The following is a 17410-nucleotide window of genomic DNA, read 5'->3' as shown; positions in this document are numbered from 1 at the left end:
TATGCGATCGTCGGCAGCGTCAGATGTGTATAAGACACAACAGCAGCCAGGGTGGCGAAACGATTCAACATGCGGGTTTATGCGCCTCTCGTGGTTGAAATCCGGGGAACGACATAGAGCTTCGGATCCCGGTACTACCGGGTATCTGTCGCGTCGAATCATGGACGGGTCGAGTTTCCAAACGGTGAACGAGCGGCCAACAATTCGGGCCACGTTCCCATCTAGTGGGCAATCCGCAACACCCCTTCTACCTGCCATGCGCCACATATATATAAGGAACAGCGCAGTTAGAAGGAAGGTCTACCGGCGGCCGCCGGGGTTCGACACCGCTGGCACGGGATGGATGGCATCTCGATGTGATCGGTTACCCGACTGTTCACCTTTTGGACATCTGAACCACCGACCGTGAGTGAGGTCCTGGGGGTAAGGCGGACGTGTCGATGACGCGCGGAAGCCGAAAGTGGGCGCCTGGCGCCAGAATTGTCAACGGACTGACGGAGGAAGCTTTGAGGTCGTCTCAGGTGTACGAGCGAGGGTTTGCGTCGCTGCTCATTGCGTTCGGCATTGGGTTGGCAGGCATGCCCGCTGCGGTCGCGGACCCTGCAGATGCGTCGGGTGCTCCGGGGCCTGCGGCTCCTGCCGTTCCCGACTTGCCTCCGGTCACTGCCGGTGTGCCTGCCGCCGGTCCGGTGTCCATGCCGGTGTCCACGACGGACGACCCGGGTGCGCCTGCGGTCACGGCGTGTTCGCAGTTCGCCAATGCTCTGGACTCCGCGTCGACGTATTACGGCGATTTCGCGGATTCGATCGAAGGCCTGGATCGCCCCGACTACGGGGATCCGACCATCAGCACCACGAACACCAGCGGTCGGACCGCGCTGCGCGAAGCCGCCGCGACGGCCATGAGTGCCGCTGGGACACCGGGACTTTCGCCCGACATCGCCAACCCGATGCGGTCGTGGTCCTTCGGAGCCACGAAGCTTCTGCTGAAAATGGGGCTGCGCACCGGTGGCCAGTCGCTGAATGACACGGCCACGCAACTCAACAACGACGCCAGCAACGCGCAGATGGCCTGCGCCGCCGCGGGCACGCACGCCTGACGGCGTTCATCCGACACACCCTTCTCAGCCGGTATTCGCCACGTTCGACAGGTACTCACCCAGCGCGCTGATGCGCGCCTTCAGTAAGGACAACTGTGATCCGGCTTGCTATTTCGTTGCTCATGCTTGTGCTGTTGGCATCTGCGTGTGCCGGCAACGGCGACAAGGCCCAAGGTCCGCCGAAGGACGTGCCCGCCTCTGCGCTTGAGGGGCTGCTGCTCAGCACCGACGCGATCAACACGCTGATGGGAACCGAAGGGATGGTGGCGCACCCGCCGGTCACCGAGATGGGTGACCATCGCAACCTGCTGCCCAACCTGAACTGCTTGGGCGCGTGGCAGGTTGACGAATCGGCCATCTACGGCACCAAGTGGACGGCCATGCGGCAGGTGCTGCTGCGAGCACCCGACACCGACGACTGGAACAACCTGGTGGTGCAGTCGGTGGTCATCTTCCCGTCGGCGCAGGACGCCACCGATTTCCTCAACCAGTCGGCAGACCGCTGGTCCAAGTGCACCAACCACCACGTGAACATCACCCTCAACGGACAGCCGCTGCCCAGGTGGACCAGCGGCGACCTCACCAAGACCGATTCCGAGCTCACCATGCCGTTCACCCGCGTCAACGGTGATCAGACCCGGGCCTGCCAGCGTGCACTGGCCGTCGCCGCCAACCTGGTCATGGACGTTCAGGCCTGCAAGCCGGACGGCTCGTCGGTCACCCAGGCCGCCGACATCGTCGACAAGATCAAGGCCGCAATGCCTCGGTGAGCGGTGCTCACAACCCGGCAACGGGTAGTCTGGGCGACGCAGCTGGTTTGTCGGTGCAGGTCCAGGCCCGTGCCGACATCGAACGCCGCACGCTCAGACAGGTGCGACGTGAGAGGGAACCCGGTGAGAATCCGGGACTGTCCCGCAGCGGTATGCAGGAACGACCGCCGTCATCAGCACTGGCCCGCAGGTAACTGCGGCTGGGAAGCGACGGCCACTAGGTGCACGAGATCTCGTGCGAGCCTGCGAGTCCGAAGACCTGCCAGCCGTACCGGGCGCGCCGCGCCCGGTGGTTCACCGCCTCGCGGAATGGGCAGTGGCCGAATGCGGTTCACTCGTGGCGGGTGACCGTACTCGGCTCGACGCCTCCTGGCGGTGACCATCCCGTCGCACGTTGAGGACGTCGTCATGAGCACAACCGCTGTACCTTTCACCGCCACCATTCTCGGGTCTCCGCGCATCGGCCCGAACCGCGAACTCAAGCGCGCAGTCGAAAAGTACTGGGCGGGCCGCATCGACCGCGCAGAACTCGAGTCCGTCGCCGCCACGCTGCGCCGCGACACCTGGGCGTCGCTCGTCGCGGCGGGCCTGGACTCCGTCCCGGTCAACACCTTCTCGTACTACGACCAGGTGCTCGACACCGCTGTACTTGTGGGTGCGCTGCCACCCCGGGTGGCCGGCGTGGCTGACGACCTGGATCGCTACTTCGCGGCCGCGCGTGGCAACGACGAGATCGCGCCATTGGAGATGACGAAGTGGTTCGACACCAACTACCACTACATCGTCCCCGAGATCGGGCCAGGTACCACCTTCGCGCTCGATCCGGCCAAGGTGCTCGGCGAGCTGGAAGAGGCTGCTGCCCAAAGTGTTCCGGCGCGGCCCGTGATCGTCGGCCCGATCACGTTCTTGGCACTGTCGAAGGCCGTGAACGGTGGCACCGCCCCGATCGCCCGGCTCGACGAGCTGGTCGAGGTGTACGCCGAGCTGCTGGAACTGCTCGCCGACAAGGGCGTCGCCTGGGTGCAGCTCGACGAGCCCGTGCTGGTGACCGACATCTTGCACGACGCCGCCGAGTTGGCCGAGCGCACTTATGCCCGGCTCGGCGCGCTGACCAAGCGGCCTTCGCTGTTTGTCGCCACCTACTTCGGTGAGCTCACCGATGCTCTGCCCGCGTTGGCGCGGACTTCGATCGAGGCGGTCGGGGTCGACTTGGTGGCGGGCTCGGGCGCTGCGGTGGCCGCGGTCCCGGAACTCGCCGAGAAGTTGTTGGTGGCCGGAGTGGTGGATGGTCGCAACATCTGGCGTACCGACCTCGAAAGCGCCATCGACGAGCTGACAAGCGTGTGGAAAAGTGCTGGGGCAGTGGCGGTCTCGACCTCGTGCTCGACGCTGCACGTGCCGTACACCCTCGAAGCCGAGGATGACATCGATGCGGCGTTGCGCAGCTGGCTGGCCTTCGGATCCGAGAAGGTCGGTGAGGTGACCACCCTTGCGCGTGGGCTCAAGGACGGCCGCGATGCCATCTCGGCCGAGATCGCGGCGTCCAACGCGGCCATCGCGTCACGAAAGTCCGATCCACGGCTCAACAACGGCGAGGTCCGGGCACGCATCGCGGCCATCCTGGCGTCGGGCGCCAAGCGTGGCCCGGCCGACGAGCGCCGAGCGGCGCAGCAGGGTCGGCTGAAGCTGCCTGTCCTGCCCACCACCACGATCGGGTCGTATCCGCAGACCTCGGCCATCCGGGTGGCTCGCGCCGACCTGCGGTCCGGCAAGATCGATGCGGCGGAGTACGAGCGTCGGATGAAGGCCGAGATCGCCGATGTCATCACGTTGCAGGAGCAGTTGGGCCTGGACGTCCTCGTGCACGGCGAGCCCGAGCGCAATGACATGGTGCAGTACTTCGCCGAGCAGCTCGACGGTTTCTTCGCGACCCAGAACGGCTGGGTGCAGTCCTACGGCAGCCGGTGCGTGCGGCCGCCGATCTTGTACGGCGACGTGGCCCGGCCCAAACCGATGACGGTCGAGTGGATCACGTACGCGCAGTCGCTCACCGACAAGCCGGTCAAGGGCATGCTCACCGGTCCGGTGACCATTTTGGCGTGGTCGTTCGTCCGTGATGACCAACCGCTCGCCCAGACTGCCGCTCAAGTGGCGCTGGCGATTCGAGACGAGACGGTCGATCTGCAGTCCGCGGGCATCGCGATCATCCAGGTCGACGAGCCGGCGCTGCGTGAGCTGCTGCCGTTGCGGTACAAGGACAAACACGATTACCTGCGGTGGGCGGTCGACGCGTTCCGGCTGTCGACCTCCGGTGTCGCGGACTCGACCCAGATCCACACGCACCTGTGCTATTCGGAGTTCGGTGAGGTGATCGGCGCGATCGCCGACCTGGACGCCGACGTGACCTCGATCGAGGCCGCGCGTTCGCACATGGAAGTGCTCGGCGATCTCAACGATGTCGGCTTCGCGAACAGCGTCGGCCCCGGCGTCTACGACATCCACTCGCCGCGGGTACCGGGAGTCGATGAGATCACGGCGTCGTTGCGTGAGGCACTGAAATCCGTTCCTGCTGAACGTCTCTGGGTGAATCCTGACTGTGGCCTGAAGACCCGGACCACGCCGGAGGTGACGGCTTCGCTGCGGCATCTGGTCGCCGCGGCCGCGGCGGTGCGCTCGAGCTGACGAGGGTCTGCGATCCGTCGTGTCGCCGGTGAACGCGTTCGTCGGCGGCACGACGGCCGGACGTCGCGTCCACTCCTAGCGGGTGCCCGAGTACGGCAGATTGCTACTGGTCTGTGGGTCTATCTGAACGGGGCGCCCGACGTACGGGAAGGCGCGTTGCGGACAGGCGGGCCGATCGCAGATCCGGCAGCCGGCACCGATCGGCACCGTGGCCTCGGGATCGTCGAGATCGACCCCGACCGAATACACCAGCTTGTGGGCATGCGCGAGATCGCAACCGAGGCCGATCGCAAAACTCTTGGAAGCGCCGAGATATCGGCTCGGTGTCGACGTCGAGGTCTTGGCGATCCAGAAGTAGCTACGGCCATCGGGCATTTGGGCCACCTGCGTCAGGAATTGACCGGGCCGGGAAAAGGCGTGGTGCACCACCCACAGTGGACAGTTCCCGCCCACCCGGGAGAAGTGGAATGCCGTGGCGGACTGTCGTTTTGAAATGTTCCCGGCGCTGTCGGTACGGACGAAGATAAACGGGATGCCGCGCGCGTCCGGCCGCTGCAACGTCGACAGCCGATGGCACACGGTTTCGAATCCGACCTCGAATCGCCGCGCGAGTTGGTCGATGTCGTAGCGCAATTCCTCGGCGGCCGACAGCACCATCCGGTACGGCAGCAGCAGCGCGCCGGCAAAGTAGTTCGCCAGCCCGATCCGCGCGACATCCTTTGACTCTGAACTCAACTGGTCGTCGGTCTCGACGATGGCATCGATGAGATCCGCGTGCGACAGCAATGCGATCTGGGTCGCCAGCTGAAATGCCCGCTGGCCGGGCAGCAGCCATCGCGCGACATGAAGGGTGCGGGCATCGCTGTGGTACCGGCGTTTTGCGTTCGGGCCCAGGATGCCGCCGTCGTCGACCACCACGGTGATACCGAACTCGGTGGACAGCAGATCAGCCAGCTGGCTGTCCAGGCCGCCGATCTGCAATCGGTGCGTCGCGAACAATTCTTCGGCCGCGCGGTCGAGCGCGTCGATGTGGTTGCGGCGGTCGTAGAAGAAGTCGCGCACTTCTTCGAACGGCATGGGCTGCTGGGCGCCGGTCTGCACGTCGCGGCTCGCCCGGTCGTGCACGGCCTCCAATTCGGCGGTGGCGTCGTGCAGGCGCCGATGCAAGCTCACGATGGTCTGGGCCGTTTCGGGCATCCGGGCGACCAGCTCTTCGATCTGCGCGGCGGTTGAGTCGGTGAGGATTTCGCGGAGGTCCGAGATAAGGCGCGCGTCGGCGTCGGGTGCGAAGTAATGCGTCGGTAGGTCGAATCGCTCGGAGAGCGCGAGCAACACCGGGACGGTGATCGGTCGCTGGTCGTTCTCCAGCTGGTTCACGTAGCTGGTGGACAGGCCTAGCGCGCGTGCCAGCGCGACCTGCGTGAGGCCTTGCTCGTCTCGGAGCCGTCTGAGTCGGGCGCCCGCGAATGTCTTCGCCACCGCCCTCAGGCTACCGCGCGAGCCTTACACAACATTCGCAAACTTCGTCTGGGAAGGACGCAAAATTACGCATTTACAGGTACTTTCTCCAGTTCTAGGTCCTGCGTACCGTGCGGATCATGCTTGTTCACGACGTCCGCACCCGGCGCAGTGCCGAGGACTTTCCCCGCAACGAACACCTCGCTTGGAAGATCGCCGAGGTTGCCGCCGACCCGGTTGCCGTGCCGCCGGAGACCGAGGCGATGGTGATCAACCGCATCATCGACAACGCCGCGGTATCGGCGGCATCGGTGATCCGCAGGCCCGTCACGGTTGCCCGGGCCCAGGCGCTGGCCCACAAGACCCGCCACGGTGCTGCGGTGTTCGGCGTCGACGGCACGGTGTCGGCGGAATGGGCGGCGTGGGCCAACGGGGTGGCCGTGCGCGAGCTGGATTTCCACGACACCTTCCTGGCCGCCGAGTACTCGCATCCCGGTGACAACATCCCCGCGCTCGTGGCGGTGGCTCAACAGCTCGGCGTGCGCGGAGCGGACCTGATTCGCGGTATCGCGACGGCCTACGAGGTGCAGGTCGACTTGGTGAAGGGAATCTGCCTGCACGAGCACAAGATCGACCACGTCGCCCATCTCGGGCCGTCGGTTGCCGCAGGCCTCGGCACCATGCTGCGGCTGGACCCGGAGACCATCTATGCCGCTGTCGGCCAGGCCCTGCACCTGACCACCGCCACGCGCCAATCCCGCAAGGGCCTGATCTCCAGCTGGAAGGCCTACGCGCCGGCGTGGGCAGGCAAGGTCGCCATCGAAGCGGTCGACCGGGCGATGCGTGGTGAGGGTTCGCCTGCCCCGATCTGGGAGGGCGAGGACGGCGTGATCGCGTGGCTGCTGTCAGGCCCGGAGCACACCTACCGGGTGCCGCTGTCGGCTCCGGGAGAACCCAAGCGCGCCATCCTGGACACGTACACCAAGGAGCATTCTGCGGAGTACCAGAGCCAGGCGCCGATCGACCTGGCCCGCCGGATGCGCGAGCGCATCGGAGATCTCGACCAGGTCGCGAGCATCACGCTGCACACCAGTCACCACACCCACGTGGTGATCGGCACCGGATCGGGCGATCCGCAGAAGTTCGATCCCGACGCCTCCCGTGAGACGCTGGACCACTCGGTGATGTACATCTTCGCTGTCGCGCTGCAGGACGGGACCTGGCATCACGAGCGGTCCTACGCCCCCGAGCGGGCACACCGCCCCGACACCATCGAATTGTGGCGCAAGATCAGCACTGTCGAGGATCCGGAGTGGACCCGCCGCTACCACTCCACCGATCCCGCCGAGAAGGCGTTCGGTGCGCGGGCCGTGGTGACGCTGAAGAACGGCGAGACGATCGTCGACGAACTCGCCGTCGCCGACGCGCATCCGCTGGGGGCGCGGCCCTTCGAACGCGAGCAGTACGTGGCCAAGTTCGCCGAGCTCGCCGACGGTGTGGTGGAACCTGAAGAACAGCAACGGTTCCTGTCGGCCGTCGACAGCATCGCCGACATCAAGCCGGGCGGGTTGAGCGCACTGAACATGCGCGTCGATGCGCGGGTGCTGGAGAAAGCTCCGACAGTGCCCTCGGGGATTTTCCAATGAGCGGCCTGCTGGCATCGGCGAGTTCGGCAGCCGAGAAACGGGCGCGCTTTCGCGTCGGCCTGGAATCCGGGAAACTGCAACGCTTTCCAGGCGCCTTTTCGCCGCTGGTCGCCAAGCTGGTCGCCGAGATCGGCTTCGAGGGCGTGTACGTCTCGGGCGCGGTGCTCTCGGCCGATCTGGGGCTGCCCGACATCGGCCTGACCACGTTGACGGAGGTCGCCACGCGTGGGGCGCAGATCGCTTCGGCGACAGATCTGCCGACGCTGATCGACGCGGACACCGGATTCGGTGAACCTATGAGTGCCGCGCGCACCGTCACACAACTCGAAGACAGTGGCCTCGCCGGACTGCACCTGGAGGACCAGGTCAATCCGAAGCGGTGCGGTCACCTCGACGGCAAGGCCGTCGTCGAGACCGCGGAGATGGTCAAGCGGTTGCGGGCCGCGGTCGCGGCGCGGCGTGACCCGAACTTCGTGATCTGTGCGCGCACCGATGCCGCGGGAATCGAGGGGATTTCCGCGGCCATCGACCGCGCCAAGGCCTATGCCGATGCCGGTGCCGACCTGATCTTCACCGAAGCACTAGGTACGCCTGCCGAATTCGAGCAGTTCCGCGCCGCGGTCGACACACCGCTGCTGGCCAACATGACCGAGTTCGGCAAATCCGATCTGCTGACCGCACGCCAGTTGGCCGACATCGGCTACAACGTGGTGATCTACCCGGTCACCACGTTGCGGCTGGCGATGTACGCCGTCGAGGCCGGCCTTCGCGAAATCGATTCCGCAGGTACGCAATCCGGTCTTCTGGACCAGATGCAACACCGCAGCAGGCTCTACGAACTGCTGCGCTACGCCGAATACAACCAGTTCGACTCCGACGTCTACAACTTCTCGCTGCAAGGGATAACGCGGTGACTGTCACTGAGAGCAAACCCAAGATCTACAAGGGACTGGCGGGCGTGGTGGTCGACACCACCGCCATCTCCAAGGTGGTGCCCGAGACCAACACCCTGACCTACCGCGGGTATCCCGTGCAGGATCTGGCCGCGCACTGCAGCTTCGAAGAGGTGGCCTATCTGCTGTGGCACGGTGAGCTGCCCACCGATCAGGAGTTGGCGCTGTTTCAGCAGCGGGAGCGGGCATCTCGGCGATTGAACAGGTCGCTGCTATCGCTGTTGGAGAAGCTCCCGGACAATTGCCACCCGATGGACGTGGTGCGCACCGCCATCAGCTATCTCGGCGCCGAGGACCCCGACGAGGACGACAGCAGTGTCGATGCCAACTACGCCAAGTCGCTGCGGATGTTCGCGGTGCTGCCGACTATCGTGGCGGCGGACATGCGCAGGCGGCGCGGTCTTGAGCCGATCGGTCCGGATTCGCACCTCGGTTACTCCGAGAACTTCCTGAACATGTGCTTCGGGGAGGTGCCGGACCCGGTGGTCGTCAAGGCCTTCGCGCAGTCGATGGTCCTCTACGCCGAGCACAGTTTCAACGCATCGACTTTCGCGGCCCGCGTCGTCACCTCGACGCAGTCCGACATCTACAGCGCGGTGACCGCGGCGATCGGGGCGCTCAAGGGCTCCCTGCACGGCGGGGCCAACGAGGCGGTCATGCACGACATGATGGAGATCGGCTCGGCCGATCGCGCCGCGGAATGGTTGCACGACAAGCTCACCCGAAAAGAGAAGGTGATGGGCTTCGGCCATCGGGTGTACCGCAACGGCGACTCCCGGGTGCCGACCATGAAGGCGGCGCTGCAGCAGGTGGCAGCGGTTCACGACGGGCAGCGGTGGCTCGACATCTACGAACGGCTGGAACAGACGATGCGTGCCGCCACCGGGATTCAGCCCAATCTGGACTTTCCGACCGGTCCGGCGTATCACCTGATGGGCTTCGACATACCCAGTTTCACACCGATCTTCGTGATGAGCCGCATCACCGGGTGGACCGCTCACATCATCGAGCAAGCGGGCTCCAACGCCCTGATCCGTCCGCTGAGCGAGTACAGCGGTCAGCCGCAGCGCGCGCTGTCGTGAGGGCTGAAATCCGGTAATCGCACGATGCCGGGCCCACAGGGGCCGCATAATCGCGGCGTGAGCGACACGGATGTGCTGATCGCCGGAGCAGGGCCGATCGGCCTGAGCGCTGCGATCGAACTCGCGCGCAACGGTGTCGAATGTCGCATCGTCGACCCGCTGCCGGAATCGCCGCAGTATGCGAAAGCCGTTGGAATCCAGCCCCGTACGCTGGAGCTGTTCGAGCGGATGGGTGTGCTGCGGCAGATCCTCGACGCCGCCGTCGAGCTGCGTGGGCAACTTGTTTATGTGAACGGCGAGCAGGTCGCGCGGCTGGACCTGGCCTTGCCCGACGATGTGCCGTTCCGGTTCATCGGGCTACCGCAGTACGCCACCGAACGCATCCTCGGCGAGGAGCTGGTTGCCCGCGGCGTTGCCGTCGAGCGCGGTCTGCGGCTTGCCGGGTTCCAGCAGGACACCGACGGTGTCACCGCGACGCTGACGGACGCCTGCGGGAACGAGCAGAACGTGCAGGCGCAGTATCTGATCGGTGCAGACGGTGCACATTCGTTGGTGCGCAAAGAACTTGGTTTGACGTTCGAGGGCGCGGCGTTCGAGGAACAGTACATGCTCGGCGATGTCGAAGTGGACTGGTCGGTGCCGCCCGGTTACACCGTCAGAGCTATGCGCCAGACCGCTGGTCACACCGACGATCTGCTGGTGTGCATTCCGTTGCCGGGCCGCAAGCGTTATCGGATGTCGATGCTCGTCCCCGACGAACTCGCAGTGGCACCGAACGGTGATGTGCAGCACGGGTTTCAGGGGAAGCGCACGCCGGAGCTGGCCCACATCCAGGCGGTGTTGGACCGGCTCGCGCCGGAGCCCACCACGGCCCGGAATCTGCGATGGTCATCGGTGTTCCGGATCAGCCACCGCATCGTCGACGCCTACGGCCGCGGCCGGGTGTTCGTAGCAGGCGATGCGGCACATATCCATCCGCCGACCGGGGCGCAGGGCATGAACACCGGCATCCAGGATGCGCACAATCTGGGGTGGAAACTCGCGCTTGCGGTCTCAGGTGTTGCGTCCGAGGGGTTGTTGGACAGCTATGACGCCGAACGTCGCCCGGTGGGGGAGGAGGTGGTGGGCCGCACCGTCCGCCACGCCCGCCACGGCATCGGCGCGGACTCCGCCGATCCCGAGCAGATCATGCGTCGCGAGGCGCAATTGCTCATCGACTACGGGGGTAGCCCGATCGTCAGCACCGGCGACGACGCGTCGGCACCGCGACCCGGGACCCGGGCCCCGGATGCAATCGGCCTGACTCGCGACGCGGTCGTACCGTCGCAACGATTGTTCACGTTGCTGGCCGGGCCCCGGCACACGCTGCTCTGCTACGTCGGGCCGCGGTGCGACAACGACGTCATCGCGGCGATCGAGCAGGTAGTCGCCGACGCGGTAGAGGCCTGCCACGGACTCGCCGACGCCTACCTCATCGCCCACCCGGACGCCGCCGCGCACACCACGACCTTGCCGCTGGTCTGGGACAGCACAGGGGATTTCGCGCGGGCATACGCGGCGGCGGACCCGACGGCATACGTCGTCCGGCCGGACGGCTACGTGGGTTACGTGTCGCGCGGGCAGGTCGACGGCGATGCGCTGGTCGCCCATCTCAAGCTCACCTTTCGATGAGTTCTCGGGCCATAGCCGGTCACAGTGGTATCAATGTCTGACTGATCGGAGTGAACGCGTGGTCCAACTGCTCAAAGTGCAGAATTTCAACGTCTCGAGCGACGGTTTCGGCGCCGGCGAGAATCAGAGCCGCGAGCGGCCGTTCGGCCACGCCGACCCCGCAGTCATGTTCTCCTGGGCCGGTGCCACGGCCAGTTGGCCCAATCGCACGGATCCGGGCGGCAGTCGCGGCCTGGACGACTACATGACCCGCGACTGCGCGAACAATATCGGCGCAGAAATCATGGGCCGCAACAAGTTCAGTCCATACCGCGGACCGTGGGAGGACCATGACTGGCAGGGCTGGTGGGGCGAGGAGCCTCCGTTCCACACGCCGGTTTTGGTCATGACCCACTACGCGCGGCCGTCGTTGACCCTCTCCGACACCACGTTCCACTTCGTCAATGGCGACCCGGCTGCCGTGCTGGATCAGGCACGTGAGGCAGCGCAGGGCAAGGATGTCCGACTCGGTGGCGGTGCCACCACCATCCGACAGTTCCTCGACGCCGACCTCGTCGACACGCTGCACGTGGCGGTGTCTCCGATCGAGTTGGGTTCCGGAACCCGCCTGTGGCGCTCACCGGACGAGTTGGACGACCGGTTCCACCACGACATCGTGCCGAGCCCCAGTGGCGTCACCCACCACTTGTTCTGGCGCAGATGACGGGATGCCTGCCGGCTAATCGATGGTGATGACGTAGGTGCCGTCGTCGTCGCGGGTGACGTCGGCATCGTTCGTGTCGACCCACAGGCTGGGGCTACCCGGTTCACCCAGGTAGGCGTTCTGCACCGTGCCACCCGGTTGCATGTACACGGCCCACTGCTGTCCCGAACCCAGCGCCGACAGCGTCACCACCGCTGTGCCGTCAGCCCGGCGGATTTCTAAGGTGTGGGCGTTGAAGTCCTCTTCGGACAGCTTGGCCTCGTCTTCGTCGAGGTCGTATTCGTCGTCAGGGTCGAGTCCGTTGGCATGCACGGGTGCGCACGCTACCTGGTTGCGGTGGGATCGATTTGGGCCACCCCGGCGGGCAACGCACGGGGCGTTGTGAGCTCCGTCCCTATCGTCTGAGGTCCCTCAGAGCGTGTGCTGGCGTGGTATTTCGTCAGTTCTAGGATCAAGCGATGAGGCTCTGGTTCAGGTTCACCTGCGCGGTCGTCGTAGCTGCGAGTTCCGGGTGCGCCAGTCAGGGTTCGTCGCCAACGAGGACGACCCCGGTGCCGTCTTCGGTTCGTGAGGCTGTGGTGGCTCCTACCGACATGGCATCGCTGTTTCTCGACGGTGACGCCGTGCATCGGCTCACCGGGCTGGACGTCAGCACGATTCCAGTGATTGAAGGAGCACCCGACAATCGAGGCCTGGTCCATCCAGGTCTCCCTTGTGCAGTCATGATCGCCGGCAAGCACGATGCTTCGGTTTTTGGCGACAAATACCTCGCTTACAGGTACGTCGGATATTCACGAGTTCTCGGTGCCCGGACGTTCCAGACAATTGCGCTATATCCGAGCAGAGCGGAGGCCAATCGAGTGTTCGATGGGGTTATCAAGGCGACCAACGAATGTCGTGCGTCAAACGCTGGGCAGGGCACTATTGAGTTCGGTAGCGCCACGTTGTCAGAACAGGCGTGGACCTATCGCACCCCCTCAGCCACGGGGGAGCCCGACCTGTGTGCCGTAGATGCGCGTACAACAGCCAATCTTGTCTTCGCGGTTGAGGTGTGCCACACCGGCAGCGAAATATCGCAGGCACAATCGATCGCGGATGCCATTAGCGCGAAGGTCCGTGCGGTCTGACCGGCCGCGGGCACAGCTACCGGTAGCACCTCCTCGGTAGCGGCAAACATGAAGAACCCAAGGGCGGTGGCGACAGACCCGATGTCAACATTGCGCGTTCTTCGTGGAACGTACGGCCCGCCGTGACGGCGAGTCGCATGGCAACGGCAACTGCTCATACACGCCGCAAACAGCTGAGCCCGTCGTGGTCGCCCGTACCCATCGATAGACACCGCAGATTGTTTCGTCATCTGGGGATGTGAACCGGAGTGCGCACCGGTATGTCGGGGATGGCGCTGACCGGGCCGAGGGCCGTGAGCGTTGGCGGCACAATCGATAGTGGTGGCGTGATCGGCGCGGCGCCGGGCAGGTGGTTCGGACCGAAGGGGACCGTTAGTCCGCCGTGAGGAGCGGGGAAATAACTATTGAAGTCGCCTAGCAGTCCGACATCTCCGATTGCTTTGGTCGGCGGCAGGAGCCCAACCATTGGACCGAATTCGTTGGTCACGAACGTCGGGGGAGACTGAAGTACGGATGTGACCTGCCCAGTTGGCGTAGTATGGGTCACCTCAAGGGCTGGGAATGTGGTGATATTTCCCCCGACGGCAGGGCCGGAAACACTTGGCTGGACGGCAATTTCACCATTTACGCTGTAGTTGAGGGCTTTGGCGAGGTCTTGACCGCCTGGTGAGAATGGATCCGCGGCGTTGTACTTGATCAAAACCCCACCGTCAGACTTTTGCGTCACTGAGACGTCAGGCGCACCGGGTTTGACCTCTCCGGTAGTGAGGTTCACCGAGGGGTTCTGGCGAACCGTCACTAGGCCGTTTTCGTAGTCGACGGTGATTTGTACGCGGTTGGCTTCAGATGGAGTGTTCGGGTTGAAACCTCGGTTGTCTCCGGCGTTGAATTGCCCGTGAGGGAAGATTGGTCGAGCCGGATCAACCGACGGTGCCATCGCGTCCTCGCCCGGAATGAACAAGTTGGCTTGCACTACGCCTTGGCCGGGTACAGGTTTTATCCTGCCGACAACGATATTCGGTGGTTTGCCGTGGGTTTTGGGGGCGTAACTGTGGGGGTCGAGTGCCTCGGCGGTTTTCCAATCTGCGGCAGAGGTTGGTGGCCTGCCGAATACGCTCCGAAACGCCTCCGTCTGAGTCTTTTTCTGTTCGATCTGTTCAGCAGTCGGCGCGCTCGGCGCACCAGAAGGAACTGGCTGAATCTTGGCGGAATCTCCTACCGCAGCCCGCAGCGCGTTCGCGACCTCAACTTCGGTAGCATTCGCCTGGGTGACAAGCGCCTTTAGCTGCTCTTCTGCAGTCTGTTGAATAGTCAGACGTGTCAATGCGATTTGCGGATCAGTGCTGCCGGACTGCGGGTCAACAACTGAACCGTCAGGCATGATCTTCATGCCGTTCTGTTCCGGTAATGCCCGAATTGCCTTCAGCTGGTTGACGACATACGTAACGTCGGCAATCGCCGTTGACGCGATAGAACCGACGGTGCCGGCCTGTCCGATCTGTTCGTCGACCTTAGAACGAACTTTGCCGTGTTCCTCCTGCCACGCGTCGGCGGCCGGTCCCTGCCAGTCCTCGAGTGCCTTCTTGGTGCCATCCAGACCATCCCCTAAGCGTTGCAGAGTATTTCCGGCGTTCTTGGAAGTGTCGAGCACCTGCTGCAGGATGTTCGGATCCCACTTTTCGATATCGGGAATTGAAGCCACATCGTGCTCACATGTCGCGTGGACCGATTGCCGGTGTAGTCGGCGTGAGACCACCGCTAACCGAATCGATCGCTTCGGCTGCGCTGCCGTCAGTGGCGGCATAAGCAACGGCGCTATCTTGCATCCCTATACCGATACGGCCAATGTGCCGGTGCAGATCCTCGCGCTGCTCGGACCACTTGTCTGCTATGAAGGCGATCGCAGCTCCAATATCGCCTGGCCACTGCCCTGCTGCTTCGAGCAAGGCATCGTCATGCGCCGAGTGCTCGATTCGCGATTCAGTCATGTGGGCGAACGTGCGGTCTGATTCTGCCTGCAAACGTACAGTGTCAACGTTCAATGCATCGGACATGCAAAACTCCCCCGGGCCCTGCTCGGCAAATCGCCTAGCCACAAGTAGCGTACTGCCACAGCCGAAGGGGCATCGTCACCGAAATGGAGAGCCTGGCGGCAGCACCTGGTGGGCGTTGGGGTCCCAAAGGACGATCAAGCGCGCACCGTAAGGAACGTGACTGTAGACACGCTCGGCCACTGTACCGAGGGGCACAGGCCGTGCGGGCGTTGGCACTACGCGTCTTCCGTCAGGTCCGAGTCAGCGTCGACCTCCGAGTCGATGACGGTGTCGGCCGGTGCCGTCCGTTCCCACACCACCGCGCCCACACACGCCGTCAACACCCACCCGATGCCGCTGACCCCGCACCACGTCATCACGGCCATCGCCACACCGATCGGGCCGAAGCCCTCCCACCCGCGCAGCAACGGCGGGAACGCCACCCGGGCAGCGAGGGGGAGCGTGATCCCGTTGATGAGCACTCCGCCGAGCCCGGTGAGCGCGAGGTAGCGCATGCCACGCGCACCGTCGCGGACGAGCAGAACCGGTGTGAGCGACCAGAAGATCCACACCGGCACCAGCGCGATCATGAACAGCAGGGGCCGGAACGAACCGGGGTGGTCGTGGTCGAGCGCGATCAGCCCCCGCACGGCGAGCATGGTCAGATACAGCACGAACCAGATGACACCGCGCACCAGCCGTTGTCCCAGGCCGAACTGTTCACGGCGCCAGGCCTTGGCGAAGATGCTGGCGATGGTGATGGACATCGGGATTCCCCAGACCAGGAACCCGGCGACCCCGATGAATGTCCAGCTCGATCGGAATGCCGAGGAATCGCCGAAGGCCGCCCGCACCCTGTCGGTCAGTGGACTCACCAGGCCGACCTCGCGGCTGAAAACGACGCCGGGGCTGGCATTTTCGGCGAAGCCGGCGAAATAGTCGAATCCGATGATCATCAACGGAAGGACCGTCGTGAACAGCTGGACCGACACGAGCGTGCCCAGCGTCGCGCCGTCGATCTCCCGGAAGCGGGAGGCGACCGCCGCAGTCAGGCCCTCCTTGCGTAGTTCGGCCAGCTGCCGGTAGCGCTGCGCGAGCCGCTGACGGACGTCTTCTCGTTTCGGGCGTGTGCTCATCTCAGAACCAGATTGTTGCGCACGGTCGCCCGCGCGAGCGTCCTAGTCCGCGGTATGGACGATAAGAATGTCGACCTTGGCTCGACGGGCGACGTTGGCCGGTACCGAGCCCAGCAGCCGTCCGGCGACCGAGTCCAGCCCGACGTCTCCGACGACAACCAGATCGGCCTTCGTCTGTTCAGCGAGTTTCACCAGGGCGTCGACCGGCGCACCCTCGATCGCCCGCTCGTCGATGTCGTGGACACCGACCGCCTTCGCCCGGTCGCGTGCCTCCTGGAGGATTTCGTAGATGTGGGCTGCCCCGTGCATCTTGTAGCCATCGCTGCGCAGGCTGTCGGCGGCGCGGGGGTCCTCGACATGATCGTGGGACGGAGGTCGTGACCAACCGCCCTTCTCGACATGGGGCTGGTAGGCGCTCGCGACGATCAACTTCGCGTTGTCTTGCGCGGCGATCATCGCGGCGCGGTCAACCGCTCGCATTGACGAGTCTGAACCGTCGGTCCCGACAACTACCGTCCGATAGGTGCTCATGGCGTCTCCAAGCTGCCGGTTTGCGAGGACAATCAGGACATTAACGCGTGTCAGGCCGGTTCACATCAGTCTTGCGTCAAGGGAAAATGTGGTGTCGCACCGTCCGGCCTGCCCGCCATGACCGCCCGGATTTCGGCGACTCGCGAAAGTATCTGGGCCCACTTTCTTTTCGTCGCGGGGCTCGCCGACATTCCGCCACGTGGGCGATGGCAGGCGCCGGCGGCGTCCTGGCCCCGCGACGATCGGACCGAAGCCGCGTACCGGTGACCGGTACGGGTGCAGCAGCTGAATTCTCGATGCTGCCTGCGTGCGATCCGGCTGTGAACAAGCACTCGGCACGCTGTCGGCGGCAACGCCGTTAGCGCATCTTCGCAGCTGGCCTCAACTGCCAAGACAGATTGCGCCCCCGGCAGGGATCGAACCTGCGACCAACCGCTTAGAAGGCGGCTGCTCTATCCGCTGAGCTACGGAGGCAACGCGGCTGAAGTGTATCTTCCCTGCCCGGGTGGACCGCCAAT

The 17410-nt window shown here is 64.6% G+C and carries 15 protein-coding genes, 1 tRNA gene and 1 riboswitch; of the genes, 9 read left to right on the top strand and 7 right to left on the bottom strand.

The genetic code is table 11. The features are described from left to right. The first annotated feature begins 506 nt into the window (after nt 1–506). The 3 genes from A5784_RS04805 to metE all read left to right on the top strand — a co-directional run bounded on the left by A5784_RS04805 (nt 507) and on the right by metE (nt 4552). A complete protein-coding gene (locus A5784_RS04805; protein ID WP_353651900.1) occupies nt 507–1100 on the top strand; it encodes an Rv2240c family protein in 594 nt (197 codons plus the stop codon). 95 nt (nt 1101–1195) lie between these two features. Then, on the top strand, nt 1196–1870 hold the full coding sequence (locus tag A5784_RS04800; RefSeq protein WP_064942793.1) for a sensor domain-containing protein: 675 nt from the start codon (nt 1196–1198) through the stop codon (nt 1868–1870). An 82-nt stretch (nt 1871–1952) separates the two neighbouring features. Continuing rightward, nucleotides 1953–2151: riboswitch (cobalamin riboswitch) on the top strand. Between the two features lie 127 nt (nt 2152–2278). Then, nucleotides 2279–4552, top strand: a complete 2274-nt coding sequence (metE, locus tag A5784_RS04795) for a 5-methyltetrahydropteroyltriglutamate--homocysteine S-methyltransferase (protein ID WP_156750370.1) — start codon at nt 2279–2281, stop codon at nt 4550–4552. Between the two features lie 75 nt (nt 4553–4627). Here metE and A5784_RS04790 read toward each other — a convergent pair whose 3' ends face one another. Next, nucleotides 4628–6040: a short-chain fatty acyl-CoA regulator family protein gene (locus A5784_RS04790; protein ID WP_197514637.1), complete on the bottom strand. Its 1413-nt coding sequence runs from the start codon at nt 6038–6040 to the stop codon at nt 4628–4630. A gap of 110 nt (nt 6041–6150) precedes the next feature. Here A5784_RS04790 and prpD point away from each other — a divergent pair, with 110 nt between their 5' ends. The 5 genes from prpD to A5784_RS04765 are packed head-to-tail and all read left to right on the top strand — an operon-like array spanning nt 6151 to nt 12065. Beyond that, a complete protein-coding gene (gene prpD, locus A5784_RS04785; protein ID WP_064942854.1) occupies nt 6151–7656 on the top strand; it encodes a 2-methylcitrate dehydratase PrpD in 1506 nt (501 codons plus the stop codon). Further along, complete coding sequence (prpB, locus tag A5784_RS04780) at nt 7653–8570, top strand: methylisocitrate lyase (protein ID WP_064942788.1); 918 nt, start codon at nt 7653–7655, stop codon at nt 8568–8570. Before prpD ends, prpB begins: the two co-directional genes overlap by 4 nt. Beyond that, entirely contained in the window at nt 8567–9691 is a 1125-nt protein-coding gene (locus A5784_RS04775; RefSeq protein WP_064942786.1) for a bifunctional 2-methylcitrate synthase/citrate synthase, read from the top strand. The genes prpB and A5784_RS04775 overlap by 4 nt, the downstream gene beginning before the upstream one ends. A 57-nt stretch (nt 9692–9748) precedes the next feature. After that, entirely contained in the window at nt 9749–11362 is a 1614-nt protein-coding gene (locus A5784_RS04770; RefSeq protein ID WP_064942784.1) for an FAD-dependent monooxygenase, read from the top strand. A 58-nt stretch (nt 11363–11420) separates the two neighbouring features. Then, nucleotides 11421–12065, top strand: coding sequence for a dihydrofolate reductase family protein (locus A5784_RS04765; protein WP_064942782.1), 645 nt, complete (start codon nt 11421–11423; stop codon nt 12063–12065). A 15-nt stretch (nt 12066–12080) separates the two neighbouring features. On the opposite strand, the gene A5784_RS04760 is transcribed toward A5784_RS04765, so the two are convergent. Beyond that, on the bottom strand, nt 12081–12377 hold the full coding sequence (locus A5784_RS04760; protein WP_064942781.1) for a hypothetical protein: 297 nt from the start codon (nt 12375–12377) through the stop codon (nt 12081–12083). A 146-nt stretch (nt 12378–12523) separates the two neighbouring features. Here A5784_RS04760 and A5784_RS04755 point away from each other — a divergent pair, with 146 nt between their 5' ends. Next, on the top strand, nt 12524–13192 hold the full coding sequence (locus tag A5784_RS04755; protein WP_082944652.1) for a sensor domain-containing protein: 669 nt from the start codon (nt 12524–12526) through the stop codon (nt 13190–13192). Nucleotides 13193–13418: 226 nt separating this feature from the next. Here the strand turns inward: A5784_RS04755 and A5784_RS04750 are convergent, their stop codons facing one another. The 5 genes from A5784_RS04750 to A5784_RS04735 form a co-directional block, all read right to left on the bottom strand. Further along, nucleotides 13419–14894 (bottom strand): WXG100 family type VII secretion target, encoded by a 1476-nt coding sequence (locus A5784_RS04750; RefSeq protein ID WP_064942779.1) that lies wholly within the window; start codon nt 14892–14894, stop codon nt 13419–13421. 7 nt (nt 14895–14901) lie between these two features. After that, the gene (locus tag A5784_RS38125) at nt 14902–15246 is read right to left on the bottom strand and encodes a hypothetical protein (RefSeq protein ID WP_156750368.1); all 345 of its coding nucleotides are present in this window, start codon (nt 15244–15246) and stop codon (nt 14902–14904) included. 215 nt (nt 15247–15461) lie between these two features. Next, nucleotides 15462–16361, bottom strand: a complete 900-nt coding sequence (locus tag A5784_RS04745; RefSeq protein ID WP_064942777.1) for a hypothetical protein — start codon at nt 16359–16361, stop codon at nt 15462–15464. Between the two features lie 42 nt (nt 16362–16403). After that, nucleotides 16404–16892: a universal stress protein gene (locus A5784_RS04740; protein WP_064942775.1), complete on the bottom strand. Its 489-nt coding sequence runs from the start codon at nt 16890–16892 to the stop codon at nt 16404–16406. A 401-nt stretch (nt 16893–17293) separates the two neighbouring features. Next, nucleotides 17294–17366 (bottom strand) — tRNA-Arg (locus tag A5784_RS04735). Nucleotides 17367–17410: the final 44 nt, after the last annotated feature.

It is taken from the genome of Mycobacterium sp. 852013-50091_SCH5140682, assembly GCF_001665685.1.
Taxonomy (GTDB): Bacteria; Actinomycetota; Actinomycetes; order Mycobacteriales; family Mycobacteriaceae; genus Mycobacterium.
The sequence above is the reverse complement of the archived record's forward strand: the minus strand, read 5'-3'. Positions and strand labels throughout refer to the sequence as shown.

What these genes read in the sequence shown, in the direction of transcription:
- metE (WP_156750370.1), top strand. Translation starts at nt 2,279, where the DNA reads ATGAGCACAACCGCTGTACCTTTCACCGCCACCATTCTCGGGTCTCCG.
- prpD (WP_064942854.1), top strand. Translation starts at nt 6,151, where the DNA reads ATGCTTGTTCACGACGTCCGCACCCGGCGCAGTGCCGAGGACTTTCCC.
- prpB (WP_064942788.1), top strand. Translation starts at nt 7,653, where the DNA reads ATGAGCGGCCTGCTGGCATCGGCGAGTTCGGCAGCCGAGAAACGGGCG.
- A5784_RS04755 (WP_082944652.1), top strand. Translation starts at nt 12,524, where the DNA reads ATGAGGCTCTGGTTCAGGTTCACCTGCGCGGTCGTCGTAGCTGCGAGT.
- A5784_RS38125 (WP_156750368.1), bottom strand. Translation starts at nt 15,246, where the DNA reads ATGTCCGATGCATTGAACGTTGACACTGTACGTTTGCAGGCAGAATCA.
- A5784_RS04745 (WP_064942777.1), bottom strand. Translation starts at nt 16,361, where the DNA reads ATGAGCACACGCCCGAAACGAGAAGACGTCCGTCAGCGGCTCGCGCAG.
- A5784_RS04740 (WP_064942775.1), bottom strand. Translation starts at nt 16,892, where the DNA reads ATGAGCACCTATCGGACGGTAGTTGTCGGGACCGACGGTTCAGACTCG.